Source organism: Paractinoplanes aksuensis (assembly GCF_024137025.1).
GTDB lineage: Bacteria > Actinomycetota > Actinomycetes > Mycobacteriales > Micromonosporaceae > Actinoplanes > Actinoplanes aksuensis.
Map to the genome: position 1 here is coordinate 85,542 of NZ_JAMYJR010000040.1, position 25,710 is coordinate 111,251.

Consider the following 25,710-nt stretch of genomic DNA (forward strand, 5'->3'; position numbering starts at 1 on the left):
CGGGGACGTCCGAGCGCAGACCCGCGGCAGCGAGCGCTGAGGATCGAGTAGCTGATCCCGCTTCCCCACCTGCTTCAGAGCCACCCGGCATGCTGTCGTTCCGGCAGGCCGGATTCCAGCGTCGAGCCGCGGAGGGAACCCGTCGTTCCGGCGGGCCGGTTCCAGCGCCGAGCCGCTTCGAGGACTGCCGGCAAGCGCTGGCGTCGGCGCCGATCGAATATTTCCGGCCCAAGGCGGGCGACACCCTCTGTATCCAGTCCTCGACGGACGATCCGGCCTTCGACGCCGACCAGGGTCCGATAGTGGGTTACGCCCACATCGTGAAGGTGACCGGCACCCTCAAGGGCAGCCTCTCAGTGAAGGCGGCCGGTTGGTACGTGACACCTTGACCTATGCCGTCGAGAGGACGGCCGGTTCAGCGCCGCGCGACCGGGGTGCCGTCCCATCTCCAGGCCGTGCGGACATGGTGGCCGGGCAATGTGCCCCGGCCAGTGGCCCACAGTAGCGTCGCCCACGGGTCTGACCTGGAAGGTTGCACGTCGGGGAACAGGCGGGCGAGCACGCCGGCGCACAGGTCGGCGGGCGGCGACCACGGAATGTCCAGGCCGGTGGCCACGTCGTGCATGTGGATTAGGACCTCGACGACGCCCATCGCGGCGAATCCCGAGGCGTCGGACGGGGCGTAGTTGTGGAACGACACCCGGTCCTGCGGCACGGCGTCGACCATGACCGCGAGCATCGTGCCGCAGACCTCCAAGGTCTGCACGAGACCGGCTTGGCCCGCGGCGCGGTCGGCGAAGATCGTCAGCGCGGGGCCGCCCTCCCGGTGCCGCATCCAGCCGATCGGGACGTGCGTGGTGGTGGACGGCCGCGCCGGGGTGAGTTGGGCCGCGTACGTGAAAAGACAGTCGGCTATGTGCTCGACCGTCTCCCAACAGGTCCACTCGAGTCCGCCCGCCGATTTCTGCCAGTCGCGGTCGAGGGCCTCGGTCAGGGTCTCGCGGGCCAGGTCGCACGCCCGCGTCACATCGTCGCTGATCATCAGGTGATTACGGCCTCGCGTAGGCCCGGACGCAACCGATTTCGGCGCCGGCACAGACCGACGTGCCGTCGGTTCGACCGGATCAGCGCGGACGAGCAGGAAGGCGTCGGCGCGGCGAACGGCAGTGACCCACCCACGGTCTGGGAGCGCGGGTGGGTCACCGGGCACTTCAGCGGCTGGCGCCGGCCCGCCGCTTGGTCCAGACGTCGAAGGCGACCGCGGCCAGCAGCACCGCGCCCTTCACCAGCATGACCTGCTCGCTCGGGGCGCCGATCAGGCTCATGCCGTTGTTGATCACGCCCATGATCAAGCCGCCGGTGATCGCGCCGACCACCTTGCCGACGCCGCCCTGGACCGCCGCGCCGCCGATGAAGGCGGCCGCGATCGCGTCCAGTTCGAGCTGGTCACCACCGGTCGGGTTGGCCTGGTTGAGGCGGCCCGCGAAGATGATGCCGGCCAGCGCGGCCAGCACGCCCATGTTCACGAAGATCCAGAACACGACGGCCTTGGTCTTGACGCCCGAGAGCGTCGCCGCTTGCAGGTTGCCGCCGACCGCGTAGATCTGGCGGCCGAACACCGCCCGGTTGGTCAGCAGCGAGTACCCCAGCACCAGCGCGGCCAGCAGCACGAGCACCCACGGCAGGTTGCGGAACCGGGCCAGCTGCACGATCACGAACATCACCACGACCGAGGCGGTCACGATCTTCGCCACGAACAGCGGGAACGGCTCGACGACCTGGCCGAAGCGCAACCGGCCGGCCCGCGAGCGCCACTGGCTGACCACGATGCCGCCGACCGCGAAGACGCCGATCAGCAGGGTGAACAGGTCGGCCCCGCCCAGCGCGCCGAGCCCGATGTTGCCCAGGTAGCCCTCGGTGAAGCCGTTGGCCAGGGTCCGCACCTCCTCGGGGAACGGGCCGATACCCCGGTTGCCGAGGATGTTGTAGGTGACCGCGCGGAACAGCAGCATGCCGGCCAGCGTGACGATGAATGCCGGAATGCCGAAGTACGCCACCCAGTAGCCCTGCCAGGCCCCGATCAGACCACCCACGATCAGGGTGATCAGCAGCGCCAGCGGCCAGGGCACATCGTGGTTGACCATGAGGACGGCCGCGACCGCGCCGGTGGCGGCCACGATCGAGCCGACCGACAGGTCGATGTGCCCAGCGATGATCACCAGAATCATGCCGATGGCCAGGATCAGGATGTACGAGTTCTGGACGATCACGTTGCTGATGTTCTGCGGGGCGAGCATGTCGCCGCCGGTGAGGATCGTGAACAGCAGCACGATCGCCGCGAACGCGATGTAGATGCCGCTCTGCCGCAGGTTGAGCTGGAACCGGCGGGGTCCGCCCGGAGCCTTCTTCAGAACATCAGCTTGCACTCTGGTCGGGGCGACGCTCATGGGCGGGCCTCCTGTCCGGCGGTCATGAGCGTCATGAGCCCTTCCTGGGTGGCCTCGGCCCGCGGCACCTCACCGGTGATCCGCCCGGCCGAGAGGGTGTAGATGCGGTCGCACAACCCGAGGAGCTCGGGCAGCTCGCTCGAGATCAGCAGAACCGCTTTGCCGTCCTCGGCGAGTTTGTTGATGATCGTGTAGATCTCGTACTTGGCGCCGACGTCGATGCCGCGGGTGGGCTCGTCCAGGATCAGCACGTCGGGGTCGGCGAAGATCCACTTCGACAGGACGACCTTCTGCTGGTTGCCGCCGGAGAGCTTGCCCGTGATGCTCGCGACGCTGGGCGCCTTGATGTTCATGCTCTGCCGGTACGACTCGGCGACCTGGTATTCCTCGTTGTCGTCGACCCAGCCCCGCCGGGCGAGCTTGCGCAGGGCGGCCGACGACACGTTGCGCTTGATGTCCTCGATGAGGTTCAGCCCGTAGCGTTTGCGATCTTCCGTGGCGTACGCGATGCCGTGCTTGATCGCCTCGCCGACCGACCGCAGTTTGATCTCCCGGCCGTCCTTGAAGATCCGCCCGCTGATGCCGGTGCCGTAGGCCCGGCCGAAGATGCTCATCGCCAATTCCGTACGACCGGCGCCCATCAACCCGGCCAGGCCGACGATCTCGCCGCGCTTCAACCGGAACGAGGCGTTCGCGACGAGCAGCCGGCCGTGCTGGGTGGGGCTGTGCACCGTCCAGTTCTCGACCCGGAGGACCTCTTCGCCGATCACCGGCTCCCGCGGCGGGAAGCGGTGATCGAGGTCGCGACCGACCATGCCGCTGATGATCTTGTCCTCGGTGAGTCCGTCGGCGTCCAGCGTGGTGATCGTCTTGCCGTCACGCAGGATCGTCACCCGGTCGGCGATCTCGAGGACCTCGTTCAGCTTGTGCGAGATGATCACGCAGGTGATGCCCTCGTCCCGCAGGCCGCGCAGCAGGTTGAGCAGGTGGGCCGAGTCCTCGTCGTTGAGCGCCGCCGTGGGCTCGTCGAGGATCAGCAACCGGGCCCGCTTGGACAACGCCTTGGCGATCTCGACCAGCTGCTGCTTGCCGACCCCGAGGTCGAGCACCTGGGTGACCGGGTTCTCGTCGAGCCCGACCCGGCCCATCAGCTCGGCCGCGTCCGCGTTCGTGCGGTTCCAGTCGATCAGACCGCGCTTGGACTGCTCGTTGCCCAGGAAGATGTTCTCGGCGATCGACAGGTTCGACGCCAGCGCGAGCTCCTGGTGGATGATCACGATGCCGCGGTGCTCGCTGTCGCGGATGCCGCCGAAGCGGCACTCCTGCCCCTCGAACTCGATCTCACCGGTGTAGTCGCCGTGCGGGTAGACGCCGGAGAGCACCTTCATCAAGGTGCTCTTGCCGGCGCCGTTCTCCCCGCAGATCGCATGGATCTCGCCGCGGAGCACCTCCAAGTTCACGTCGTCGAGCGCGCGAACGCCCGGAAACGTCTTGGAGATGCCCCGCATGCGGAGGATGACGTCGCTCATTACTGGAGCTGAGCCTCGGTGTAGTAGCCCGAGTCGACGAGTTCCTTCTTGTAGTTCGACTTGTCGACGATCACGGACTCGAGCAGCTGCGACGGCACGACCTTGACGCCGTTGTCGTAGTCGGTCGTGTTGTTCGTCTTGGGCGTCTGACCCTTGAGCACGGCGTCGGCCATCTCGACCGTGGTCTTGGCCAGCTCGCGGGTGTCCTTGTAGATCGTCGAGTACTGCTCGCCGCGCAGGATCGACTTGACCGACGCCTCCTCGGCGTCCTGCCCGGTCACCACCGGCCAGGGCTGGGCCGCCGTGCCGTACCCGTTGCTCTTGAGCGCGGACAGGATGCCGATCGAGAGACCGTCGTACGGGGAAAGGACCCCGTCGACCTTGGCCCCGCCGCGGTAGGTGGAGGTGAGCAGGTTCTCCATCCGGTCCTGGGCGGTCTTGGCCTGCCAGCGCAGGATGGCGACCGTCTTGAAGTCGGTCTGCTTGCTCTTGACGACCAGGGTGCCGTCCTTGATCTTCGGCTCGAGCACGCTCATGGCGCCGTTGAAGAAGAAGGTTGCGTTGTTGTCGTCGGGCGAGCCCGCGAACAGCTCGATGTTGAACGGGCCCTTGGCGTCACCGGCCGAACCGTCCGCCTTGAGCACCTTCAGGCCCGTAAGCAGCGAGGTCGCCTGCTGCACTCCGACCTTGAAGTTGTCGAACGTCGCGTAGTAGTCGACGTTGGGGCTGTTGCGGATCAGCCGGTCGTACGCGATGACCGGGATCTTGTTGCTCTTCGCAGTCTCGAGCTGCGTGGTGATCGCGGTGCCGTCGATCGACGCGATGATCAGCAGCTTGGCGCCCTTGGTGATCTGGTTGTCGAGCTGCTGGGTCTGGGTCGGGATCTTGTCCTCGGCGTATTGGAGGTCGACCTGGTAGCCGAGCGCCTCGAGCTGCTTCTTGAGGTTGTCACCGTCGCTGATCCAGCGCTCGGACGAGCGGGTCGGCATGGTGACACCGATCAGAGCGCCCGCGCTGTCACCGGCGCCGGCTTCCTTGTCGACGGTTTTCTCGCTTGAACCACATGCGGCCAGGGAGGTCGCAAGCACGGCGGCGGACACCACCGCGCCCATCCTGGACAGTCTCATGCGGTACTCCTTCATCGTTGCCATGGAGCGGAATGGCCACGAGTGTGAACGGTCACACGAAGACGTGTCAACCGTCCCTAGCAACGTTGCCGACATTTGAGCGAAACTTTGTTATCGATAACAGGACGGTCTCGAAGGTCGCCACACCGGTCGATGCGTGGTAACCGGACCGGATCCACGGCAGTCGCTGTGGCTGGATGGTGGTCATGGATTTCGACCGGGCGACCACACAGCGGACGGACTCGCCCGCGCCGCCTTTAGTGCCGCCGATAGCCTGCGGCAGTGACCGTCTCCCTGGTCGTCAAGTTCGCCGTCGACGACGCGGAACTGACCGCCCTGCACGCCCGAGCCTTCGGCGGCTGCCCCACCCCGGTCATTCCGTGGTCCGAGCGCCTGGCCCGGCACGCCCTGACCTGGGTCGGCGCCTTCGACGACACAGGCCTGATCGGCTTCGTCCAGGTCGCCTGGGACGGCGGCGACCACGCCTTCCTGCTCGACACCGCCGTCGACCCGGCCGCCCAGCACGCCGGCACCGGTACCGCCCTGGTCGCCGCAGCCACCCACGAGGCCCGAACCGCCGGCTGCACCTGGCTCCACGTCGACTTCGAGCCCCACCTACGCCACTTCTACCTGGACCGCTGCGCCTTCCGCCCCACCGCCGCCGGCCTGATCCGCCTGACCTGACGGCCGCACGCAGGCGAGACAGCTCACGGCCGTGCGACCTGCGAACCGTGTTCGACCGGCGCCTTCATCCTCGGCCGGGTGATCGACTTCAGGCTGGGAGCGGATCGGTTGAGCCTTCGGCGAGGGCTCGCCTGATCTTTTCGCGGCCGGTCCGGATCAGGCGGCCGTAGTCGTCGTCGGGGAGGAGGTCGAGGTCGGCGTCGGCGGCGGTCAGGTGCCGGTGGGCGTCGGCGACGTGGCCCAGGCGGCGGTGGGCGTCGGCCAGGTTGAGGTGCAGTGACGGCCGGAACGCCCGCACCTGGAACGACGCGTCATATTGCTGGGCGCGTTCGTCGGTGAGGTCGGCCGCCACGGCCAGCGCCCGCTCGTCCCACATCAGCTCGTCGGCCACCGACTCCTGCAGGTCGGCCACGAAGTGCGCGATCGTGCACCGGTGCAGCGGATCCTCGGTCTCGCCCCACAACCGTTCCAGCTCGTCGCGCGCGGCGACCCGATCACCCGCGTGGCCCAGCCCGATCGCCCCGGTGATCGCCGCCATCATCTCGTCGCCCTCGTTGTTCACCGGTTCCGGCACAGCGCGCTCTCCCATGGACGTCGTATCAAGACCTCGCCATGCTGCCCCCTCAACCAACTGGAGGGTCAAGCGAGCGGCAAGCGGAGACGCCGGCGGCACTCGATCGCCCCGGGCGACGGACTGGCGCGGGATCTCATTGGGCGGCCCGCCTGATCGCGGCTGCGGCGGCTGCTCGGAGTCTGGCCCGGCGAGCCCGGCGCGCGCGCAGAGCGGCCGGATCAACCGGCGGCGAGACGGGACGGGTGGCCGGCTTCGTGTCGGTGTTCATGGGACGAACGTAGAGGTGGGGTATGACAAAAATGGGGTCTGCAAGGCGGGGTGATGTGAGGCAGACTCGCGGGCATGTCTGTCATGGTCCGCAGCGTCGGCGAGCTCACCTCGTACGTGGCTCAGAAGAACCGCGTCAAGTTCCTGTTCTTCTGGGGCCACCAGCCGGAACGCGACGGCAGCACCGGCGCCGGCTGCCTCAGCCAGTGGTGGCCGCAGGCGTTCGAGGCCGAGGGGCACCGGTTCGCCAGCGCCGAGCACTACATGATGTGGCGCAAGGCCGTCCTCTTCGGCGACGAGACGATGGCCGGGCGGATCCTGGCCGCGCCGCACCCCAAGGTGGCCAAGGCGCTCGGCGGCCGGGTCGCGGGCTTCGACCAGGCGACCTGGAACGAGCACCGCTTCGAGATCGTCGTGGCCGGCAACGTGGCCAAGTTCGGGCAGCACGCCGACCTGCGCGACTACCTGCTGACCACCGGCGACCGGGTGCTGGTCGAGGCCAGCCCGCTCGACCGCATCTGGGGCATCGGGCTCGGCCGCGACGATCCGGCCGCGGCCGACCCGCGCCGGTGGCGGGGCAGCAACCTGCTCGGGTTCGCGCTGATGGAGGTCCGCGACCGGCTGCGCGACCGCGGCTCTCAGCTCGGATAGCCGGCCGAGACCACCAGTCCCGGCAGCGAGCCGGCGCCGTGGAAGTTCAGCAGGCGCAGCATGACCGGCGAGCAGCCGACGATGTGCATGGGGCCGTGCCGGGCCGCGTCGAGCAGCACCCGGGCCGCCGCGGTGTCGGCGAAGCGCAGGGCGGTGGTGTCGATCGTGACCACGGCCCCGGGCTCGCGGACCGCGAACACCTCCTCGACCATGGCCGCCAGCGCGTACCGGTTGGACATGTCGGCCTCGCCCGACAACCACAGACCGTACGGCTCATCGGTTCTGCGGATGCGCAGCGACGTGTCCGGATCGAAGGGCAGCAGCGGGCCGGCCGCACCCGGGTGCGCCAGGGCCAGGCGCCTCAGCAGCATCGGATCGAACTGCCTGGGGTCGTACGCGCAAATGCCCATCACGAAGCCGTCGGCGAACACTGTGTTGCACCGGGCCTCGTACCACTCGAGGCGTTCGGCCCCCGGAACCTGGCGCCGGGCCCAGTTCATCTCGCCGACGACGCGCAGGCCGCGATAGCCCTCGGCGCGGGCCCGGGTCTTCTCGACGCTCCAGTGGGCGAGCGTGCCCTCGGCGTCGAACGAGCCGCCGGCCAGATAGCTGCCCTCGGGCGTCACCGCCGCCAGCTGACCCGACTCGCTCGCGGCCCGGGTCGCGACACCGCGGCGGCTCAGCGCGGACAGCACCGCGTCCGGCTCGTCACCGGAATAGATCACCTTGTGGTTGGCCTGAAGTCCGCCGTGCAGCACGCCGACGACCGCGTCCCGCCGGATCTCGTCGTCGTCGACGGTCCAGCAGACGTGATCCCCGAGCTCGAGGCGATCGAGAAGCCCCGCCACCGGCACTTCTCCTTCTTCCGCGGCCAAGGTGCGAATCACCGTACGCTTCGAACCGCTTCCGTCGCGTTACCTCGGTCGAGTGACTTCGCCATGTGAAACCGCCTGCCCGCATGAACCGGGACATACGCGCTTCGCGTCGGCGCCGCCCGCAATTAACCGCACGGCTGCCGGGCCCGCCTAATCTCCGGCTGAACCGCTCCCGGCAGCCTGAAGCAGGTATCCACGACATGGACGTCAGCGTCGTCATCCCGACGTGCAACCGCCCGGAACTGGCCACGCGCGCGGTCCGCAGCGCCCTGGGCCAGAGCCACCGCGACCTCGAGGTCATCGTCGTGATCGACGGGCCTGACGACGACACGGTCGCCGCGCTGAACGAGATCGGCGACGAGCGGCTGCGGGTGCTGGTGCTGCCCGAGCGGGGCAAGGCCCCGAACGCCCGCAACCAGGGCGTCGCCATCGCCGAGGGCAGGTACGTGGCGCTGCTCGACGACGACGACGAGTGGATGCCGGACAAGATCGAGCGGCAGCTGGAGCTGGCCGGGACCGCGACCAAGGCCTCCCCCATCGTCGCCACCCGCATGATCAGCCGTACGCCGCGGGCCGACACGGTCATGCCGCGTCGCCTGCCCGAGCCCGGCGAGCCGCTGAGCGAGTACCTGCTCGTCCGCCGCGGCCTGTTCTACGGCGACGGTTTCATTCAGACGTCGACGATCATGGCTCCCACCGAGCTGCTGCGCCGCGTGCCGTTCACCGTCGGCCTGCGCCGCCAGCAGGAGCTCGACTGGACGCTGCGCGCGCTGCAGCACGACGACGTCGAACTGCTCTACGCGCCCGAGCCGCTCGTGCTCTGGCACCAGGACGAGAACCGCGAGCGGATCAGCCTGCAGAATCCGTGGGAGGAGCAGCTGGCCTGGGCGCGCGCCAACCGCCACCTTTTCACTCCACGCGCGTACGCTGCCGTCACCATGTCAGTGATCAGTTCGATGGCCGCCCCGACCCGCGATGCGAAGGTGTTCCGCGAGTTGCTGAGCGAGGCGCGCAAGAACGGTCAGCCGGGCCCGCTCGAATACGTCACTTTCCTGCAGATCTGGGCTCTGCCTCCGGCGGTACGTCATCGCGTACGGGATCTGGTTGTCGGTCGCAAGAATGCCTGAGGTTCTCGTCTGGCGCAGCGCGATGTTGCTGGGCTCGGAGACATTCATCCGCAGCCAGGCCGACTCGCTGACCCGCTGGAAACCGGTTTACGCGGGCGCCACGAAAATCGACTCGCCCCTGGCCCGCGACACGGATCTGATCGCCTATCCGTCCGAGGCCGATCGTCGCGCGTTTCTGCGCCTGCGACTGATCGGTTCGTCGCCCAACATGCAAAAACTGATTGCCGGCGTACGACCGGCAGTGGTGCACGCCCATTTCGGTGGCGACGGTTGGTTGATCAGCGGCACCGCCGCCCGCGCGCGAATCCCGCTGGTGGTGACGTTGCACGGCCACGACGTGACCCGCCAGCCGTCCAGCACCGGGCCCAAGGGTGTCCGCTACCGCCGCAATCTACGCACGGTTTTCCAGCGCGCTCAAGTGCTGATCGCGGTCTCCGACGTGATCCGCGAGCGCGCTATCCACTGGGGCGCCGACCCGGCCAAGGTCCGCGTCCACTACAACGGCGTGCCGCTGCCGGCCACGGTCCCCGACGGGCCGAAACAGTGGGACGTGGCGTTCGTCGGCCGGTTCGTCGAGAAGAAGGGTGCGGACGACCTGATCGCCGCGCTCAGTTCGCTCAAAGCGCGCGCGCTTTTCATCGGCGACGGCCCGCGCTTCGCGGAGATGCAGGGCTACGCCCGCAGCCTGGGCGTCGACGCCACCTTCCTCGGCGCCCAGCCCGCCCCCGAGGTCTACCGCCTGCTCGCGGAGACGCGCGTGCTGGCCGCCCCCTCGCGTACGGCGGCTGACGGCGACAGCGAAGGCCTGCCCACCACGGTCGTCGAGGCCATGGCATTGGGCCTGCCGGTCGTGTCGACCCGCCACAGCGGCATCCCCGAAGCCGTCACCGACGGCGTGACCGGCCTGCTCGGCGACGAGGGCGACCGCGAGGCGCTGACCGCCAACCTGCGCAAACTGCTCGACGACCCGGCCCTGCAGGCGTCCATGGGCGCGGCCGCCCGGGCCCGCGCCGAGGCCCACTTCGACGTGGCCCGGCAGAGCCGCGCCCTCGAGGACATCTACGACGAGGTCACGGCCTGACCCGGGCCCCCGGGGTACGGGCCAGGGTGTCCCACGGGTGCGCGCCGCCCGCTCTCCGGGCGAGGCTCGAGGTGTTCCGCCTCGACCCTCGAAAGGCAGTGCGTGACATGACCGCGATCCAAGAGTTCACCGTGCAGTTCCGCGACGAGGCCTATGACGACCTGCACCGCCGGCTGGCGACGACGCGCTGGCCGACCCGCGAGCTCGTCGCCGACCGCAAGCAGGGCGTGCAGCTGGCCGCGCTCCGCTCGCTGTGCCAGTACTGGGAGAACAAGTACGACGTGCGGCGCGTCGAGCACCGGCTGAACGCCCTCCCCCAGTACACGACCGAGATCGACGGCGTGACCATCCACTTCGTCCACGTCCGGTCGGCTTACGAGAACGCGCTGCCGCTGATCATGACGCACGGCTGGCCCGGCTCGGTGATCGAGATGCTCGACTCGGTCGGCCCGCTCACCGCCCCCGACGATCCGGCCGAGGCGTTCCACCTGGTGCTGCCGTCCCTGCCCGGGTACGGCTTCTCGGGCGAGCCGGCCGAGACCGGCTGGGACCTGGTCCGCACGGCCAACGCCTGGGCCGAGCTGATGCGCCGCCTCGGCTACGACCGGTACGTGGCCCAGGGCGGCGACGTCGGCGCCGGAGTCACCGACGCGCTCGGCCGGATCGGCCCCGACGGCCTGGCCGGCATCCACACCAACCTGCTGGTGCCCGCGCTCAACGACCCCGCGGCGCTGCCCAACCGGACCGACGAGGAGAAGGCCGCGCTGGCCGCGATCAAGACCTTCCAGACCAGCGGCAACGGCTACTTCGTCGAGATGGCGACCCGCCCCCAGACGATCGGCTACGCCCTGCTCGACTCCCCCACCGCCCTGGCCGCCTGGATGATCGACCACGACACCGACGCCTACTACAAGATCGCCGGCGCCTTCGTCGACGACACCCCGTCGGGCAACCTGACCCCCGATCACATCCTCGACAACATCACGGCGTACTGGCTGACCGGCACCGGCGCCTCGACAGCCCGCTCCTACTGGGAGGCCTACGGCCCCGACGCCCCCGCCGCGGGCGGCGCACCCCTGCCCGACCCCCGCGTCCCGGTCGGCTTCAGCGCCTTCCCCGGCGAGATCTGGAACACCCCACGCAGCTGGGCCGATCAGTCCTACCCCACCCTCAACTACTACGGCCAAGCCGCCCGCGGCGGCCACTTCGCCGCCTGGGAGGAGCCGGGCCTGTTCGCCCAGGAGCTGCGGGCCGCCTTCCGCTCCCTGCGCTGACCCGCCGCCACAACGGGCGGGCCACCCGGCCCGCCCGGTCAGGACGGCAGTCCGCCAGCCTTGCTTCTGTCCCGGCGCCCGCGATCGCGAATCGGTAATCGATAGCCGGAAATCGCGCATCGCTAATCGATTGCGGGCATCGTGCCAGGTGGTCTGCCGACCTGGGCCGGGCGACAGCGACCTGGGCAACGAAGAGTTCGTCAGTTGAAATCGCGAATCGGTAATCGATTGCCGGAGTCGTGGCGGGAGGACTACCCGACGCGGGTCTGGGCGACGGCGACCTGGGCGGGGGCGAGTTCCTCGGTTTCGGGGTGGATGCGTGCCTGGTCAGCTTCGGCCGAGCGTCAGCTGCCTCGGGTGCGGCGGACGACGGAGCGCACGGCGCGCTTCCCGGCGCGGAGGCCGCCGACCAGAGTGGTGGCGGCTCGGCCCGGGACGGTGGCGGAGAGCAGGGCGTTCAGCTGGCGGACCCGTTTCAGTTCGGCCTCGCGGCGTAGGAGCATCTGCTCGTACCACTCGTGTTTGGCCTTGGCTTCGGCCAGCTCCCGGGTCAGGCGGTCGCGGGCTGCCAGCAGGTCGCCGACGGCGTGGGCGGTGGGCGCAACGGCCGGTGGGACTTCGTCGGGCTCCAGTTCGCGGCCGGTCATGCCGGCCAGGACTGCGGTCAGCTCGGCCTCGTCGGCCGGGATCGGCCACAGGTGGGCGTAGCCGCCGGCGATCGCTTCGGCGGCGAAGGTCCGCAACGCGGCCAGCGGCTCACCGGGTGAGGCCAAGGCGGTGAGGTCGCCGTTCTGGCCGACGACGACCTGGCCCGCGGGCACACCGGCGGCCGGCGCCGACTGCCAGGCGGTGAGCAACTCGCGCATGGTGGGAAGGTCGCGGCGCTGAGCGGCGGCCAGCAGGTGGTCCTCCAGGGTGCGGCCGCGCGGGAGACCTGACGCCGGGAGACGTGCCTCCTGGCCGTTGATGAACGCGTCCGGCGTCGCGGCGGCTACGCCCTCGCCGGGCCCCACCGGTTCCGACGGACCAGCGGGAGCAGCGGCCCGCGCAGTCATGGCGACCAGCCCGGTTCCGGCGACGGCCCCGCCCGGTGCGGCCGGGGCAGCATGGTTGGCCGGAGCAGCATGGTTGGCCGGAGCGGCGTGGACGGCCGGAGCGGCGCGGGCAGTGCGGTCGGCGCGGTCGGCGCGGTCGGCGCGGTCGGCGCGGTCGGCGCGGTCGGCGCGGTCGGCGCGGTCGGCGATGACGATCCAGGCGGGGGCCAGCTCGGCGGCCAGGCCATTGCGCACGGCGCGCGTCGCCAGCCGGGCGGGATCGGCCAGGGCGTCGGTGGTGGGCTGGACGGCTGCGGCTACCGCCGCTTCGAGGGCGCCCGACAGGGTGAGCTCGGCAAGGATTTCGCGGCTCAAAAGCAGCGTGGGTGACGACAACGACGGGTACACGGCGTAGTCACGGGCAGCCCGCAGACCACTGGCGGTCAGGTGGGCGAGCAACCGGGCGTGACCGGCGGGGCGATCGGGGTCGTGGTCGTCGGGGACTTCCCACTCGGCGTCGGTGGGAGCGGTGGGCAGGGCCACCAGGCGGTCGACACCGAACAGGTTGCGCACGCCCAGCAGCAGGCGGCCGCCGGGGGCCAGGACGGCCAGCAGCAGGGCCAGGGTCTCGTTCCACGAGTGCGGCTCGGCCTCCGCGGACAGCAGGCGGTCGAGGCCGTCGAGGGCGATCACCGTGTCGTACACCGGTTCCGCCGCCAGCTTCTCGAGGCTGCCGCAGAGCACGGTTACGCCGTCCCGCGATACCGCCGGCACATCCGAGTCGCCGCGGACGAGGACGGTCAGCTGCGAGGCCGGTAGCGACTCGAGCAACTCCGGAGCGTGCGGGCCCACGACCAACGTACGCCCGCGGGAGGAAGACAGAAGTGACCGTAAGGCGGCGCCGGAAGCGGGAGGCCGGCCGTGGCTGCCGTCGAGGTCGGACCAGGCGAGCATTTCGCCGCCGATCAGGGTGGTCATCGGGTCAACACTCCGGTCAGCTCGAAATCGGGGTCTTCACGCAGGGACGGCCAGCCGAGCACCCGCCGCAGCTCGGCCGGCGGCAGCAGCCGGTCGGCGCCCAGCTCGGCGGTGGCGATGCGCCGCGCCACCGTCAGATCGAGCTTCGGCCCGTGCAGATCCGCCCATTCCCGTACGATCCGGGCCTGTCCGCCGAAGGCCGACTTCTCGCGCTCGAGCTGCATCGGGTCGCCGTACACGGCGGGCTCGCAGCCGGCCAGCGTGCCGTACATGATCGCGCTGCTCAGGCGGTTCGACGCCACCCGGGAATGCCGGCGCTGCTCGGCGAGTTGACGGTACAGGAACCCGGGGTCGAGGTCTTTCCACCATCCACCCCGGTAGCCGTGGGAGATCACCCGGAAGCCGGCCCGCTCGTAGGTCGCCCGGACCCGCTTGTCGCGGAACTCCTGCCAGTACAGGCACACCGTCACCGGGCCCTCCTCGGTGGCCTTGATCTCGTCGATCAGACCCTCGTGGTTGCCGATGATGTGCTGACCCTCCCAGCCGTGGAAGGGGTAGAACAGCGTTCCGGCCCGCTCGGGCGCGCCCGCTGGTTCGGGTTCCATCGCCACCAGGTACGCCCAGGGGGAACCGACCACGTACACCTCGCGCCGGCCGAGCGACCAGGCCCGCCGCCGCACCCGCTCCGACCACACAAACTTGGGGACGCCCGGCACGTACTCGTGGTCGGGGGCCATGCCGTCGCCGATGTTCCAGCCGTGCTGCAGGTAACCGTGCAGGCGGGGCGGATCGGTGTCGTCGAGGCCGCAGTAGCGGGCCAGGACATGGCTGTGGCCGTAGTAGTGGTTGGCGTGGTGCACGAGGCATTCCATACCGCGCAGGCGTCCACCGGGCAAACACGGCGTGTCCCCGGGATGTCATCTGACGACGCCGTGCTACCTTGAGCGCAGCCTCCGGGTGCGGCACCAGACTCTGGTAGCCCCCGCGGCGAACCTCCGGCCGAGACCATTCCGGCCTTTCTTCCACACCCTGCTTCATCGCAGGCCCTGCATTTGTCGCAGGCTCTTGAGGAGTACCCCCATGACAGTCACAGCCACCCCCGCCGAGGTCCTCTTTCAGGACGCTCTGCTCGACATCGCCGACGACCGCGCCTGGCTGCGCCTCGACGGCTACCTGCCCGGGAGGAACGACATCCCGGTGAACACGCACGAGGTGCGCCGGCTCGGGTTGCGCCGCGGCGACCGGATCAGCGGCACGGCCCGTACCAACGGGCGCAAGCCGGCCACTCTGCAGCTCGACCGGCCGATGGGCCACCGGCCCGACTTCTACCAGCTCACCGCGCTCTACCCGCAGGAGCGGCTGCGCCTCGAGACCGATCCGCGGCTGCTCACCACCCGCGTCATCGACCTGGCCATGCCGATCGGCAAGGGGCAGCGGGCGCTGATCGTGGCGCCGCCCAAGGCCGGCAAGACCACGATCCTCAAGCAGATCGCCGGCGCCATCGCGCACAACAATCCCGAGGCGCACCTGATGGTCGTGCTCGTGGACGAGCGGCCCGAGGAGGTCACGGACTTCCAGCGCACGGTCCACGGCGAGGTCGTCGCGGCCACGTTCGACCGGCCGCCGCACGAGCACACGGCGCTGGCCGAACTTGCCATCGAGCGGGCCAAGCGCCTGGTCGAGCAGGGGCAGGACGTCGTCGTGCTGCTCGACTCGATCACCCGCCTGGGTCGCGCCTACAACCTGATCGCGCCGGGTCGCGGGCGTACGCTGTCCGGCGGTCTGGACGCGTCGGCCCTGTACCCGCCCAAGCGGTTCCTGGGCGCGGCCCGCAACATCGACGGCGGCGGTTCGCTGACCATCATCGCCACGGCCCTGGTCGAGAACGGGTCGGCCATGGACACGCTGATCTTCGAGGAGTTCAAGAGCACCGGCAACGCCGAGCTCAAGCTCGACCGGTCGCTGGCCGAGGCCCGCATCTTCCCGGCCATCGACCTCTCCTCGACCGGCACCCGGCACGACGAGACCCTGCTCTCGCCGGCCGAACTCGCGATCGTCAACCAGGTGCGGCGCGTGCTGGGCACCCCCGACGCCATGCGCCAACTGCTCGACCAGCTGCGCGGCACCGCGTCCAACAACGAGTTCCTGCGCCGGGTGGCCCATTCGCTGGCCGCTTAGCCCGGCAACCGGGCCGGCCTCGCATTCGGGATTGTCCGACCGTCGTTCAGTAGTACATCGTACGAGCGCGGCTCGTCCCGCCACTCGCCCCGGCCGACCTCGACCAGCGCCTGGCCCGGCCACCACGCGACCCACCGGCCGTCACGCACCGAAGCCTGCACGGTCAGCCCTTCCGTACGGATGGTCAGTCCCACCACATCCGGGCCGGCCATACCCTCGGTGATGGAGAACCCGTCGGGGTCGACGGTCAGCGCACCCTCCGTGAACGCACCGCGGGGCGCCTGCCCGAAGGAGCCGGAACTGCCCGCGTAACTGGTTTTCACGTCGTCGACGTCGTCGGAGCCGGGAAGGTTGCGGGCCAGGCAGAAGCCGATCGAGGCCGGATCGTCGTGGCGATAGACCAGGGCCGCGATCTCGCCCCGGCGCTCGGCCAGCACCAGATCGGCCCGATTCAGGTCCAGGTACTGGTAGATACGCATGTCGTCCCGGCAAGCGGCGCCGACCAGGTCGGTCTCGGCCGCGGACAGGGGCACAGGTACCGGGGTCCAGGTGGCGTACGCGCGGCCGCTCCTCCCCCACGGGACGACGATCACGGCGACCGCGACGACGGCCGCCAGCGCGGGGACCAGCATCCAGCGCTGGAAGAACACGCGGCGCGGCGGATCGGGCGGCGTGGCGACGATACGGTCGAGGGTGGCGGCGGCCCGCTCGTACTGCTCGAAGGTGGGCGGGGTGGCGACGTCCAGGGCGCGCAGCGACTTCACGACTGGGCCTCCATCAGCTCGGCGGGAAAAGGCCCCGGGGCGAGGTGCCCGCGCAGGGCCCGGCGGGCGCGCATCAAGCGGATCCGGTAAGTGGCGGCGCTGATACCGAGCACGCGCGCGGCCTGGGCCGAGGTCAGATCCTCGAACACCGTGAGGGCCAGGGTTTCCTGCTCGGCCGGACTCAACTGCTTCCAGGCGGCGGCCAGGTCGATCAGCTCGGCCGACGGCTCGCCCGGCCCGTCGGGTGGGACGGCCGAGATGCGTACGGTGAGGGCTTCTTGACGCCCCTGGCCGCGCTGCGCGTTGAGCAGGCAGTGGCGGGCGATGCCGAAGATCCAGGCGCGGGCGTCGTCGCGGCGGCGAGGCGCGTCCTCGAACCGCCGCCACACCACCAGGAACGCCTCGGCCACCACGTCCTCGGCGTGGCTCGGATGCCCGCGGCGCTGGGCGAAGGCCAGGACATCGGCGTACGCGTCGGCGTAGAGCAGCCGGAAGCGGGCCTCCCGGTCGGGTCGCAGTGTCGTCACACCCCTACCTGTCCGGCCGCTCGCATGTTGTTACTCGTTTCTACTGTGAAATGATGACGTGGATCGTCGTCTCCGCAGCCGTGATCATCGCGCTGAGCGCCGCCCTCGCGGTGTGGATGCGCCGGCGCCGCCGGCCCGTGGACAAGTTGGCCGCTGCGCGCAAAGCCACCCGCCAGATCCGCGGCAGCTACAAGCGCCCAGGCGACGATATCTTCCGGCGCGGCTGGGGTCTGCCCCAGCGCCACGCCGCCGCTATCGCCGAGAACAAGGCGTACGACGCCGCCACCACCCTCGACAACAACAGCGGAGGCGGCGGCAGCAGCGACTGACGGGGGCTACGGCTCGGCGCGGCGGTCCCACCTGTTACCCCTGGTCTGCCCCACGTCGTCGGTGACCGCCGCCGGCCCCCGGGCGCGTCAGGAGCCGGCGGCGGGAAATTGCGTCGCCTTGTTTCCGCTGACCGCGCACGGTGGGGCGGTGGAGATCAGGGAGTGCCGGGCCGAGGACGTAGCGATGCTGGAGAAAGCCATGCCGTCGCCGGGGTTGAGCCGGTATCACGAGGCCCGCTACCGGCGGCAGGCCGAGCGCCGGAGCACCTACCTGGTGGCCTGGCACGAGGTGGCCGACCCCTGCCGGTTCCTGGTCAAGCGGCTCGGGTGAGGCGGCCGGCCGTTCCGGCTCGGAACGATCCGCTTCGCCGGTCGAGCGCGTCTGCGACGATCATTTTTGTGATCACCGCCCACCGGCTCGCCGCCATCGCCACGCTCGCTGCCCTGGGCGCTTGCAGCGCGGATCCCACCCCGTCGCCCACCCCGGCCACCAGCGAGGCGAGCCCGGTCACGAGCCGGCCGGCCGCACCGACGACGGCCGCAGCCGCCGCGAAGCCGGTCAAGGTGCCCGCCGTGGCCGACGGTGAGCTGGTGCGGCGGGTGATCACGATCCGCGACGGTGTGTCGCACGGGCAGACCACGGTGCGTCGCGACGCCGATCGGAACAGGGAGTACATGGTCCAGGCGGCCTGTGCCGCTGAGGATCCCGCGCGGATCCTGACGTACGTCGTGAAGGTCGGCGCGAATGAGCGTGAGTACGTGCGCGGCGAGTTTCCGTGCGACGGCACCGTTCGGCAGGACGGGATCAGCCGGTTGGAGCGCGGCCAGATCCTGGTCTACCTGGAAGGCGGGCCGGTCGCGTCGGCGTACGCGGTCATCGTGCCGATGACCGCCGGATGAGGTCGATGTCGGCGCCCCAGTCGTCGATGATGTCGCCGTGGCCGTGGGTGCGGGCCAGGTCGGCCACGGCCGGGAACAGCTCGACCGGGTGGTGGGCCACGTAGGCCGGCGCCAGCGCCTCGTTCCACGGATCCGGCAGCGGGTGGGTGGCCAGCTCCCACTCCAGGTATTTGTTGTACGGGCGCAGCCGGCCGTGCAGCGCGAACACCGTCATCAGCAGCCATTGGACGCTTTCCTGCTCGTCCATGTGGGCGGCCGCCGGGTGGCCGTCGCGGCGACTCTTGGCGGCTCGGTAGAGCTGGTTCACGTACCCGTCGAGCCCCTCGCGCGCCCACTCGCGGGCCTCCTCGGCGGTCGGCGTCGACTGGCGGTCGACCAGGACCGCCACCCCGCCCCGGTCGAGCAGCACCCGGGCGTCCCGGAAGCCGTAGCGCGGCCACAGCACCGACGTGTCGGCCATCTGCTCCGCGGTGACCGGGGCGATGTCGAGCGTCGGCGTGCGGTCACGACGCCAGGTGTCACTGGGCGTGGCGACGATGACGACCACGTCGACGTCGGAGCTCTCCGTGGCCAGCCCGCGGGCGTGCGAGCCGGTGAGGACGACGCCGACCACGTTCGGGTCGGCGGTGGCCCGGGCCAGGAGGTCGTCGAGGGGAGACACGACAATGATCGTATGGATCTTCAGGAAGTTGTCGACCGGATTGTCGCGGCCACACCCGGAGTGTCCTGGTCGATCGACGTGCCGGGCCGGGCCTCGCACGAGCCGGGGCAGCGGCTGCGGACGGCCAGCATCGGCAAGTTGCTGCTGCTGGCCGAGGTCGCGCGGGGCTTCGAGACGGGCGAGCTCGACCCGGGCGAGGTGCTGAGCAAGGATCCGGCGCTCGCGGTGGCCGACTCGGGACTGTGGCAGCATCTGGCCGTCCACGCGCTGCCAGTCGCCGATCTGGCGGTGCTGATCGCGGCGGTGAGCGACAACTACGCCACTAATGTGCTGCTGGCGCGGGTCGGGCTGCCCGCGGTGCGGCGGACGGCTACGGCGCTGGGACTGCACGAAACTCAACTGCTTGATTTCGTACGCAATAATCGCGGGCCGCATCATCCGCCGACGCTCTCGACCGGCGCAGCCGGCGAACTGGCGGCCTTCATGCACCGGATCAACCGCCGGGAGCTGTTGACGCCCGCGGTGTCCGAGCGGCTGGACGGCTGGCTGGCCACGAGCACCGACCTCTCGATGGTCGCGTCGGCCTTTCACGACGACCCGTTGGCGCACACCGACAGTGTTCGCAACAAAACGGGCACTGATGACGGCATCCGAGCCGACGTCGGCTATCGGGGCGAACAGGCGTACGCAGTATTGGCCAACTTCGCGCCGGGCGACACTTCGATGGTCTTGCACGCCATGCGCGAAATAGGAACCGCACTGTCGTAAAGCCGCAGGATCCTCGCCTGTTCGGTCCATGCCGAAACGGCCCGGCCGGGGCAGAATGGCGGACGGGACGGGTGCCTACCCCGCCAGGAGGCATCCTTCCCCTGAACGTGGAAAAGGCCGGAACTCCCCGAGAGGGTTCCGGCCTTTCCTCTTGCTTTGCCTACGGTACTGCCGGGTAGTCCGTCACGAACACCGGCGCTCCGACCTTGGTCATGTCGGCCGCCGCGCCCTCCCCGTTGACGACGTGGTTGATCACGCCGGCGCTGAGGTTGACGGTCATGATGTGGTGCAGCTTCACACCGGGACGCTTGGGCACCTCGAAGCCGTTCTCGGTCTCGATGGCCGGGTTGTTCTGGTTGAAGACGTAGACCCCCGCGCCGTACAGCGTGTGGTTCTTGACCTTGTCCCCGACCTTGTAACCCGCGTAACCCTTGGTCTTGCCGTTCATCCAGTCCGCCTGCGTCGGCGGGTCGTACGGCAGCTCGTTCTGGTAGAGCACCGTGACGCCCTTTTCGCCGTTCCAGATGGTGTTGTACTTCTGGAAGTGCTCGACGAACAGGCCCGTCGCGGTCACGTTGTCGCCGTTGATGATGGCGCCGTAGCGACCGGTGTTGGTGCGCCACCGCTGGGTGTCGCCGTTCACGCCCTCGGTGAAGCCCTCGACGCCGTGGTCACCGCGCCACACCCAGGTGTGGTCGATCAGCACGTTGTCGCTGTTCACCTCGAGCGCGGTGTCGACCTTGCCGATGTGCGGACCGCCGACCCGGAAGTAGACGTCCGACAGCGTGGTCGGGTTCGAGGGCGAGCTGATCTTCAGCCCGCTCTTGTTGCCGACCTGCAGCAGGTTCTTCGACTCCTTGAGACCCGCGTCGATCGTGACGCCCGCGATGATCACACCGGGGACGTCGGCCACCTTGAGCGGCGTGGCCCCGTTGACCGCGGTCAGCGTGGCGTGGCCGATCCCGAGCACGACCTGGTTCGGCCGCAACACGTGGATGGTCTGATCGATGTTGTAGACGCCCGGCGTGAACAGCAGGTTCTTGCCGAGCAGCAGGTTCGCGTTGATCAGCCACTCGGGGTCGGACGGCTTCGCGACGAAGAAGTCGCTCAGCGGGATCGTCCGGCCGCTGGTCAGGTCCTCGTCCCAGCTGACACCGCTGGTGTTGCGGTGCGCGCTCGGCACGCGGACGTTGTACTTGCCCTTGGCGTCGACGAACAGGAAGGGCTTCTCCCGGCTCAGCGGCGTCTTCTCCAGGGTCGTGTACGGCGGGTCGGGGAACGTCGCGTCGTCCGGCGCGCCCTCGACGCCGGCGAACACCTGGTTCCAGACCGCGTTCGACCAGTTGCCGACCTTGCTGTTACGGGTGAGCCACTGCTGCTGCGAACCGTTGGTGACGCCGCCGAACTGCGAGTCGGCGATGAAGCCACCACTCGCGTACTGCGGGCCGGCCGTGCAGTAGTCCATCAGCGTGAAGCCACCGTCGACGTTGAGCCGGCGCAGCGACACGGCCTGCGAGACGGCCCAGAAGTTGGCGCCGGCGCGGCACCCGTCCTGACCCGCTCCGTTGACCTTGATGGACAGGTTCGACAGCGTGCGCCAGAAGTTGACCAGCGCGAGGCAGTTCGCGGTGCCGTTCTCGGTCAGGCAGCGGTTGTAGACCTCCACCTTTCCGTTGATCACCACGTCGTTCGGTGAAGCGCCGAGGCCGGAGACCTCGGTGTAGTAACCGACCTTGATCTGCAGCGGCTGGGCGTCGGTGCCATAGGTGCCCGGCTTGAACAGGAAGGCGTACCGGTTGGTGCCCATCTCGGCGTTGACCTGCTGCGCGTGCGCGGCGTCGAGCTTCGCCTGAATCTCGGCGACCGGCATGCTCGGGTCGAAAATGGTGACGTTGCTACCGAAATTGGGGGTGGCCGCTTTCGCGGCCGGTGTTGCGGTGGGGGCTGCGGCGGCGGGGACGCTGGTGAGCGCACCCACGGTGACCGTGGCGAGCCCAACGGCGAAGATCCGTCGCAGTTGCCGGCGACCGGACGGCCGCCCGGCGTTTGTCGTCATGCGGGAAGGTCCCTTCCGTTAACGGGGGAGCAACAAACTGGATCACAGCAAGCAATAGACACATCGACATGTCAAGAACCGGAACGCCGGTGGGGTACCGCATTCACACAGGCATCGGACATCTCGCCGCGGTTCCGGAACGCACCTTGCCCGAACGGCCCCGGGGAACGGATGTTCGGTCGCCGTAACCGGTACCGGCGCTCACCCGGTACCGGTACCGGGAGCGCTCTCTCGCCGCCGCCGAAGGTGGTCACGCTCCGTGTCGGTCGTCGCTGATGCCAGGGCAAGATCGAACTGCTTCACCGCTTCGGCGGTGCGGCCGAGGCGCAGCAGCATTTCGGCCCGGGCGGCGGGGAGGTGGTGGCCGGGCAGGTCGAAGTCGAGCAGGTCGAGGCCGCGTTGTGGGCCTTCGGCCTCGGCTACGGCGATGGCGCGGTTGAGCCGGACGACCGGGGAGCCGGTCAGGTCCTCGAGCTGGGCATAGAGGGCGGCGATGCGCGGCCAGTCCGTGTCAGTGGCGTGGCGGGCGAGGGCGTGTTGCGCGGCGATGAGCGCTTGGAGCCGATACGGGCCTCGCGGTGCGGGCGCCTCGAGCAGGGCCAGACCGGCGGCGATCTCGCGTGCGTTCCAGCGCGTACGGTCCTGGTCCGGCAATAGGACGATACGACTGTCGGACAATCTGGCGTGTCGGCGGGAATGCTGCAGGAGCATGAGCGCGAGCAGGGCGGTGGTTTCGGGGGCGGGCGGCATGAGACGGCAGATCCGGATGGCCTCGGCCGCCAAGTCATGCCGGTACGAGCGGTAGCCCTCGGTGAAGAGCAGATAGATCACGGCGAGCACCCCGTCGGCCCGGGCCGGGTAGTCGGCCGGCGCCGGCACCCGCAGCGGAATCCCCGCGGTCCGGATCTTCTGCTTGGCCCGGGTGACGCGGGCAGCCATCGTCGCCTCGCTGACCAGGAAGAGCCGACCGATCTCGGCAACGGTCAACCCGGCCACGAACCGCAGGGTGAGGGCGACGCGCGCTTCGAGGGCCAGCGCCGGGTGGCAACACGCAAACAGAAGCTGCAACGACTCGTCCGTCGCCTGCCCACCCGGCTCGCCGGGCTCGAGCGCGCTGCCCGACCCGACCGCTCCCCTGGTGCTCGCGGGCGGCTTCGGGGGCGCTTCCTGTGCGCCCGCCGGCCGATTGGGAGGCGCCTCCCCGTTGCTCGCAGGCAGTTTCGCGGGCACTCCCCTGGCACTCGGCGACCGGGTCAGGCGCGCATCTCCGGCACTCGCCGGCCGGACCGCGCGCACTTCACCGGCACTCGCCAGCCGGACCGCGCGCACTTCACCGGCACTCATCGGTCTCGGGCGCGCTTCGCCGTTGCTCGCGGGCAGCGTCGCGGCAACTTCCTCAGCGCTCGGCGACCGGATCGGGCGCCCATCTCCAACGCTCGTTGGTCGGATCGGGCGCGCATCTCCGACACTCGGCGGTCTCGGGCGCGCTTCACCGGAACTCGTTGGTCGGATCGGGCGCACATCTCCGGTGCTCGTGGGGAGGAGCGGGGGTGCTTCCTCTGGAGTGATCAGCAGGGGGAGGTAGCGGAGCAGTGTTTGGTCGCGGCGGCGGCGGTCGATGGCTCGGCGGCGGGCCACTGAGAGCAACCAGGCGGCGGGGCGGCGCGGGACGCCCTCGCCGGGCCACTGGCGGGTGGCGGCGGCGAAGGCGTCCTGCAACGCGTCCTCGGCCAGGTCGAAGCTGCGCAGCTCGGCGACCAGGGTGGCCAGCAACGGGCCCCGGTGCTCGCGGAAAGCGGCTTCGACGGCGCTCACTCGTACGCGACCACCGGACGCACCTCGACGATGTCGCCCAGGGCGGCGAGGGCGCGGCCGAACTCCAGTGCCTCGTCGAGGTCGCGCGCCTCGACCAGGTAGAAGCCGCCGAGCTGTTCGGCCGTCTCCGCGTAGGGGCCGTCGGTGAGCAGACCGCCCGAGCGGATGGTCGTCGCCGTGTCGGTGAGCGCGAGCTCCTCGCCGCCTCGGTCGGCACCGCGTTCCTTCAGCAGCGCGGCGAACCGGCCGTGGGCCTCGTAGGCCTGACGTCGCTGGTCCTCATCGGCCTCGGCCCAGTCCTTCTCGGTCTGATAGATCAGCAATGCGTACTTCATCAGTGCCTCCCGAACCCATCATGGATGTCATCGGGTCGTCGCACACCGCCCGGCGAAATCGACAACCGAATCAAAAGATCTGCCGCGCGGCCCGGAACCCACCGGTGGCGGATCGAACCACAGGTCTGCCACGCCGCCCGGGGCCCTCCGCTGGTGGATCGAACCACAGGTCTGCCGCGCGGCCCGGGGCCTTCCGGTGGCGGCTCGTGAAGCCTGGCTAAAGCACCGGTGGCCGGGCTTTTCTACGCGACCACCACTTTTCACCCCGTTGAGAAGCGAGCCTTAAGCCGATCACAAGTGGGGCTCGGCAGAGTCATCACGACACCGATGACCGAAAGGGACCACCATGACCACCGCCGTCGACACCATCGAGGCGCTCAAGGCCCGCCTGACCGGCACTCTCGCCATGCCGGGCGAGCCTTTGTATGACGAACTGACAAGCGGCTTCAACGTCGCGATCCGGGCCACCCCCGCCGCCGTCGTCGAGGCGGCCGACGCCCGAGACGTCGCCGAGGCCGTCCGGTTCGCCGGCGCAACCGGCCGGGCCGTGGCCGTCCAGGCCACCGGCCACGGCCTGGCCTCGCCCCTGGACGACGCGATCCTGATCCACACCCGGCGACTCGACGAATGCCTGGTACACCCGGACGGCTGGGCTCGGGTGGGGGCTGGGGTGCGCTGGCAGCAGGTGTTGGATAAGGCCGCTCCGCATGGGCTGGCGCCACTGTGTGGGGCGGCGCCGAGCGTGGGGGTCGTCGGCTACACGACGGGCGGTGGGCTGGGGCCGGTCGCGCGGACGTTCGGGTGGGCGTCGGATCGGGTGCGGGCCTTCGAGGTCGTCACCGGCGACGGCGAGCACCGGCGGGTCACCGCGTCGACCGAACCCGACCTCTTCTGGGGCCTCCGCGGCGGCAAGGGCGCGCTCGGCATCGTGACGGCGATCGAGTTCGATCTCGTGGCCCTGCCTACGGTTTACGCCGGGGCGCTGTACTTCGCCGGGACCGACGCCTACCAAGTCGTTCATCGCTGGCGCGAGTGGTCGACCACCCTGCCGTCCGAGGCGACCACCTCGCTCGCGCTGCTGCAACTGCCCCCGATGCCCGGGGTCCCGGAACCGCTGGCGGGCCGGTTCACCGTCGCCGTCCGGTTCGCCTGGACCGGCACGGCGGAGTCGGGCGCGGCGGTGCTAGCCCCGATGCGCGCGGCGGCCGAGCCCGTGATCGACGCCGTGCAGACAATCCCGTACGCGGCCATCGGTATGGTCCACGCCGACCCGACCGACCCGATGCCGGTGATCGAGGAGACCGACCTGCTGACGTCGTTCCCGGCCGAGGCCGTCGATGCGCTGCTGGCCGTGGCCGGCCCCGACGCCGGTTCGCCTCAGGTGATCGTCGAGCTGCGCCAACTCGGCGGCGCCCTGGCCGAACCCCCGGCCCAGCCGAGCGCCCTGTGCCACCGCGACGCCGCCTTCGCCCTCACGATCATCGGCGTACCCGTCCCGCCGATCGCCGACGCCGTCGCCCCGCACGCCGCCGCGGTCCGCTCGGCGCTGGCTCCCTGGGCCACGGGCGGCGCCCTGCCCAACCACAGCGCGGCCGCGGGCTCCGAGCGAATTGCCCGCTCGTACGATCGTCAGACAATCGACCGGCTGACCGCGCTGGCCGAACGCTACGACCCGGCCCACGTCCTGCGGGCGGGCCAGGTGCCGCTCCGCTCCCCGGCCTGACCTTCC

Annotated in this window: 26 protein-coding genes; 12 read left to right on the forward strand and 14 right to left on the reverse strand. The window is 70.0% G+C overall.

The window, feature by feature from the left end:
* Positions 1-89 precede the first annotated feature (89 nt).
* Positions 90-389, forward strand: a complete 300-nt coding sequence (locus M1L60_RS35335) for a hypothetical protein (RefSeq protein WP_253241901.1) — start codon at positions 90-92, stop codon at positions 387-389.
* Between the two features lie 26 nt (positions 390-415).
* Here the strand turns inward: M1L60_RS35335 and M1L60_RS35340 are convergent, their stop codons facing one another.
* From M1L60_RS35340 to chvE, 4 genes are all read right to left on the reverse strand, one after another.
* On the reverse strand, positions 416-1,042 hold the full coding sequence (locus M1L60_RS35340; RefSeq protein ID WP_253241902.1) for a DinB family protein: 627 nt from the start codon (positions 1,040-1,042) through the stop codon (positions 416-418).
* Between the two features lie 169 nt (positions 1,043-1,211).
* Positions 1,212-2,447 (reverse strand): multiple monosaccharide ABC transporter permease, encoded by a 1,236-nt coding sequence (mmsB, locus tag M1L60_RS35345; protein ID WP_253241903.1) that lies wholly within the window; start codon positions 2,445-2,447, stop codon positions 1,212-1,214.
* Entirely contained in the window at positions 2,444-3,976 is a 1,533-nt protein-coding gene (gene mmsA, locus M1L60_RS35350) for a multiple monosaccharide ABC transporter ATP-binding protein (protein WP_253241904.1), read from the reverse strand. The genes mmsB and mmsA overlap by 4 nt, the downstream gene beginning before the upstream one ends.
* On the reverse strand, positions 3,976-5,103 hold the full coding sequence (chvE, locus tag M1L60_RS35355; protein ID WP_253241905.1) for a multiple monosaccharide ABC transporter substrate-binding protein: 1,128 nt from the start codon (positions 5,101-5,103) through the stop codon (positions 3,976-3,978). Before chvE ends, mmsA begins: the two co-directional genes overlap by 1 nt.
* Before the next feature lie 282 nt (positions 5,104-5,385).
* Between chvE and M1L60_RS35360 the strand changes: the two genes are divergently transcribed.
* Entirely contained in the window at positions 5,386-5,787 is a 402-nt protein-coding gene (locus M1L60_RS35360) for a GNAT family N-acetyltransferase (protein ID WP_253241906.1), read from the forward strand.
* Between the two features lie 88 nt (positions 5,788-5,875).
* On the opposite strand, the gene M1L60_RS35365 is transcribed toward M1L60_RS35360, so the two are convergent.
* Positions 5,876-6,376 carry a hypothetical protein gene (locus tag M1L60_RS35365; protein WP_253241907.1) on the reverse strand — a complete coding sequence of 167 codons (501 nt, stop codon included), beginning with the start codon at positions 6,374-6,376 and terminating at the stop codon, positions 5,876-5,878.
* A 327-nt stretch (positions 6,377-6,703) separates the two neighbouring features.
* Between M1L60_RS35365 and ybiA the strand changes: the two genes are divergently transcribed.
* Positions 6,704-7,279, forward strand: coding sequence for a riboflavin biosynthesis intermediates N-glycosidase (gene ybiA, locus M1L60_RS35370; protein ID WP_253241908.1), 576 nt, complete (start codon positions 6,704-6,706; stop codon positions 7,277-7,279).
* On the opposite strand, the gene M1L60_RS35375 is transcribed toward ybiA, so the two are convergent.
* Positions 7,267-8,127 (reverse strand): MEDS domain-containing protein, encoded by an 861-nt coding sequence (locus tag M1L60_RS35375; protein ID WP_253241909.1) that lies wholly within the window; start codon positions 8,125-8,127, stop codon positions 7,267-7,269. The genes ybiA and M1L60_RS35375 overlap by 13 nt on opposite strands.
* Before the next feature lie 227 nt (positions 8,128-8,354).
* Here M1L60_RS35375 and M1L60_RS35380 point away from each other — a divergent pair, with 227 nt between their 5' ends.
* The 3 genes from M1L60_RS35380 (at position 8,355) to M1L60_RS35390 (ending at position 11,636) form a co-directional block, all read left to right on the forward strand.
* A complete protein-coding gene (locus M1L60_RS35380; protein WP_253241910.1) occupies positions 8,355-9,281 on the forward strand; it encodes a glycosyltransferase family 2 protein in 927 nt (308 codons plus the stop codon).
* Positions 9,274-10,362, forward strand: a complete 1,089-nt coding sequence (locus M1L60_RS35385; RefSeq protein WP_253241911.1) for a glycosyltransferase — start codon at positions 9,274-9,276, stop codon at positions 10,360-10,362. The genes M1L60_RS35380 and M1L60_RS35385 overlap by 8 nt, the downstream gene beginning before the upstream one ends.
* A gap of 107 nt (positions 10,363-10,469) precedes the next feature.
* The gene (locus M1L60_RS35390; RefSeq protein WP_253241912.1) at positions 10,470-11,636 is read left to right on the forward strand and encodes an epoxide hydrolase family protein; all 1,167 of its coding nucleotides are present in this window, start codon (positions 10,470-10,472) and stop codon (positions 11,634-11,636) included.
* A 344-nt stretch (positions 11,637-11,980) separates the two neighbouring features.
* Here M1L60_RS35390 and M1L60_RS35395 read toward each other — a convergent pair whose 3' ends face one another.
* Positions 11,981-13,648 (reverse strand): hypothetical protein, encoded by a 1,668-nt coding sequence (locus tag M1L60_RS35395; RefSeq protein ID WP_253241913.1) that lies wholly within the window; start codon positions 13,646-13,648, stop codon positions 11,981-11,983.
* Positions 13,645-14,508, reverse strand: a complete 864-nt coding sequence (locus M1L60_RS35400) for a hypothetical protein (protein WP_253241999.1) — start codon at positions 14,506-14,508, stop codon at positions 13,645-13,647. Before M1L60_RS35400 ends, M1L60_RS35395 begins: the two co-directional genes overlap by 4 nt.
* Before the next feature lie 97 nt (positions 14,509-14,605).
* Here M1L60_RS35400 and rho point away from each other — a divergent pair, with 97 nt between their 5' ends.
* The gene (rho, locus tag M1L60_RS35405; RefSeq protein WP_438862191.1) at positions 14,606-15,826 is read left to right on the forward strand and encodes a transcription termination factor Rho; all 1,221 of its coding nucleotides are present in this window, start codon (positions 14,606-14,608) and stop codon (positions 15,824-15,826) included.
* Here the strand turns inward: rho and M1L60_RS35410 are convergent.
* Both M1L60_RS35410 and M1L60_RS35415 read right to left on the reverse strand, forming a co-directional pair.
* Positions 15,823-16,590: a hypothetical protein gene (locus tag M1L60_RS35410; RefSeq protein ID WP_253241914.1), complete on the reverse strand. Its 768-nt coding sequence runs from the start codon at positions 16,588-16,590 to the stop codon at positions 15,823-15,825. The two genes, rho and M1L60_RS35410, sit on opposite strands and share 4 nt — an antisense overlap.
* Positions 16,587-17,117: an RNA polymerase sigma factor gene (locus tag M1L60_RS35415; protein WP_253241915.1), complete on the reverse strand. Its 531-nt coding sequence runs from the start codon at positions 17,115-17,117 to the stop codon at positions 16,587-16,589. The genes M1L60_RS35410 and M1L60_RS35415 overlap by 4 nt, the downstream gene beginning before the upstream one ends.
* A 53-nt stretch (positions 17,118-17,170) precedes the next feature.
* Between M1L60_RS35415 and M1L60_RS35420 the strand changes: the two genes are divergently transcribed.
* The 3 genes from M1L60_RS35420 (at position 17,171) to M1L60_RS35430 (ending at position 18,346) form a co-directional block, all read left to right on the forward strand.
* Positions 17,171-17,446, forward strand: a complete 276-nt coding sequence (locus tag M1L60_RS35420; protein ID WP_253241916.1) for a hypothetical protein — start codon at positions 17,171-17,173, stop codon at positions 17,444-17,446.
* Positions 17,447-17,594: 148 nt separating this feature from the next.
* On the forward strand, positions 17,595-17,777 hold the full coding sequence (locus M1L60_RS35425) for a hypothetical protein (protein ID WP_253241917.1): 183 nt from the start codon (positions 17,595-17,597) through the stop codon (positions 17,775-17,777).
* Between the two features lie 68 nt (positions 17,778-17,845).
* Positions 17,846-18,346 (forward strand): hypothetical protein, encoded by a 501-nt coding sequence (locus tag M1L60_RS35430; RefSeq protein WP_253241918.1) that lies wholly within the window; start codon positions 17,846-17,848, stop codon positions 18,344-18,346.
* On the opposite strand, the gene M1L60_RS35435 is transcribed toward M1L60_RS35430, so the two are convergent.
* The gene (locus M1L60_RS35435) at positions 18,321-19,007 is read right to left on the reverse strand and encodes a nucleotidyltransferase domain-containing protein (protein ID WP_253241919.1); all 687 of its coding nucleotides are present in this window, start codon (positions 19,005-19,007) and stop codon (positions 18,321-18,323) included. The genes M1L60_RS35430 and M1L60_RS35435 overlap by 26 nt on opposite strands.
* A gap of 12 nt (positions 19,008-19,019) precedes the next feature.
* On the opposite strand from M1L60_RS35435, the gene M1L60_RS35440 reads away from it, so the two are divergent.
* Positions 19,020-19,775, forward strand: a complete 756-nt coding sequence (locus M1L60_RS35440) for a serine hydrolase (RefSeq protein ID WP_253241920.1) — start codon at positions 19,020-19,022, stop codon at positions 19,773-19,775.
* Positions 19,776-19,935: 160 nt separating this feature from the next.
* On the opposite strand, the gene M1L60_RS35445 is transcribed toward M1L60_RS35440, so the two are convergent.
* The 3 genes from M1L60_RS35445 to M1L60_RS35455 all read right to left on the reverse strand — a co-directional run bounded on the left by M1L60_RS35445 (position 19,936) and on the right by M1L60_RS35455 (position 23,981).
* Complete coding sequence (locus tag M1L60_RS35445; protein ID WP_253241921.1) at positions 19,936-21,831, reverse strand: pectate lyase-like domain-containing protein; 1,896 nt, start codon at positions 21,829-21,831, stop codon at positions 19,936-19,938.
* A 201-nt stretch (positions 21,832-22,032) separates the two neighbouring features.
* Positions 22,033-23,646, reverse strand: coding sequence for an RNA polymerase sigma factor (locus M1L60_RS35450; RefSeq protein WP_308208585.1), 1,614 nt, complete (start codon positions 23,644-23,646; stop codon positions 22,033-22,035).
* On the reverse strand, positions 23,643-23,981 hold the full coding sequence (locus M1L60_RS35455; protein ID WP_253241923.1) for a YciI family protein: 339 nt from the start codon (positions 23,979-23,981) through the stop codon (positions 23,643-23,645). The genes M1L60_RS35450 and M1L60_RS35455 overlap by 4 nt, the downstream gene beginning before the upstream one ends.
* A gap of 346 nt (positions 23,982-24,327) precedes the next feature.
* On the opposite strand from M1L60_RS35455, the gene M1L60_RS35460 reads away from it, so the two are divergent.
* Complete coding sequence (locus M1L60_RS35460) at positions 24,328-25,704, forward strand: FAD-binding oxidoreductase (RefSeq protein ID WP_253241924.1); 1,377 nt, start codon at positions 24,328-24,330, stop codon at positions 25,702-25,704.
* Positions 25,705-25,710: the final 6 nt, after the last annotated feature.

Excerpts from the sequence above, each read along its gene's own strand:
- M1L60_RS35460 (WP_253241924.1), top strand. The coding sequence starts at position 24,328 with ATGACCACCGCCGTCGACACCATCGAGGCGCTCAAGGCCCGCCTGACC.
- M1L60_RS35340 (WP_253241902.1), bottom strand. The coding sequence starts at position 1,042 with ATGATCAGCGACGATGTGACGCGGGCGTGCGACCTGGCCCGCGAGACC.
- M1L60_RS35390 (WP_253241912.1), top strand. The coding sequence starts at position 10,470 with ATGACCGCGATCCAAGAGTTCACCGTGCAGTTCCGCGACGAGGCCTAT.
- M1L60_RS35440 (WP_253241920.1), top strand. The coding sequence starts at position 19,020 with ATGGATCTTCAGGAAGTTGTCGACCGGATTGTCGCGGCCACACCCGGA.
- M1L60_RS35455 (WP_253241923.1), bottom strand. The coding sequence starts at position 23,981 with ATGAAGTACGCATTGCTGATCTATCAGACCGAGAAGGACTGGGCCGAG.
- M1L60_RS35335 (WP_253241901.1), top strand. The coding sequence starts at position 90 with ATGCTGTCGTTCCGGCAGGCCGGATTCCAGCGTCGAGCCGCGGAGGGA.
- M1L60_RS35380 (WP_253241910.1), top strand. The coding sequence starts at position 8,355 with ATGGACGTCAGCGTCGTCATCCCGACGTGCAACCGCCCGGAACTGGCC.
- mmsB (WP_253241903.1), bottom strand. The coding sequence starts at position 2,447 with ATGAGCGTCGCCCCGACCAGAGTGCAAGCTGATGTTCTGAAGAAGGCT.
- M1L60_RS35420 (WP_253241916.1), top strand. The coding sequence starts at position 17,171 with ATGACGTGGATCGTCGTCTCCGCAGCCGTGATCATCGCGCTGAGCGCC.
- M1L60_RS35445 (WP_253241921.1), bottom strand. The coding sequence starts at position 21,831 with ATGACGACAAACGCCGGGCGGCCGTCCGGTCGCCGGCAACTGCGACGG.
- chvE (WP_253241905.1), bottom strand. The coding sequence starts at position 5,103 with ATGAGACTGTCCAGGATGGGCGCGGTGGTGTCCGCCGCCGTGCTTGCG.
- ybiA (WP_253241908.1), top strand. The coding sequence starts at position 6,704 with ATGTCTGTCATGGTCCGCAGCGTCGGCGAGCTCACCTCGTACGTGGCT.
- M1L60_RS35395 (WP_253241913.1), bottom strand. The coding sequence starts at position 13,648 with ATGACCACCCTGATCGGCGGCGAAATGCTCGCCTGGTCCGACCTCGAC.
- mmsA (WP_253241904.1), bottom strand. The coding sequence starts at position 3,976 with ATGAGCGACGTCATCCTCCGCATGCGGGGCATCTCCAAGACGTTTCCG.
- M1L60_RS35385 (WP_253241911.1), top strand. The coding sequence starts at position 9,274 with ATGCCTGAGGTTCTCGTCTGGCGCAGCGCGATGTTGCTGGGCTCGGAG.
- M1L60_RS35365 (WP_253241907.1), bottom strand. The coding sequence starts at position 6,376 with ATGGGAGAGCGCGCTGTGCCGGAACCGGTGAACAACGAGGGCGACGAG.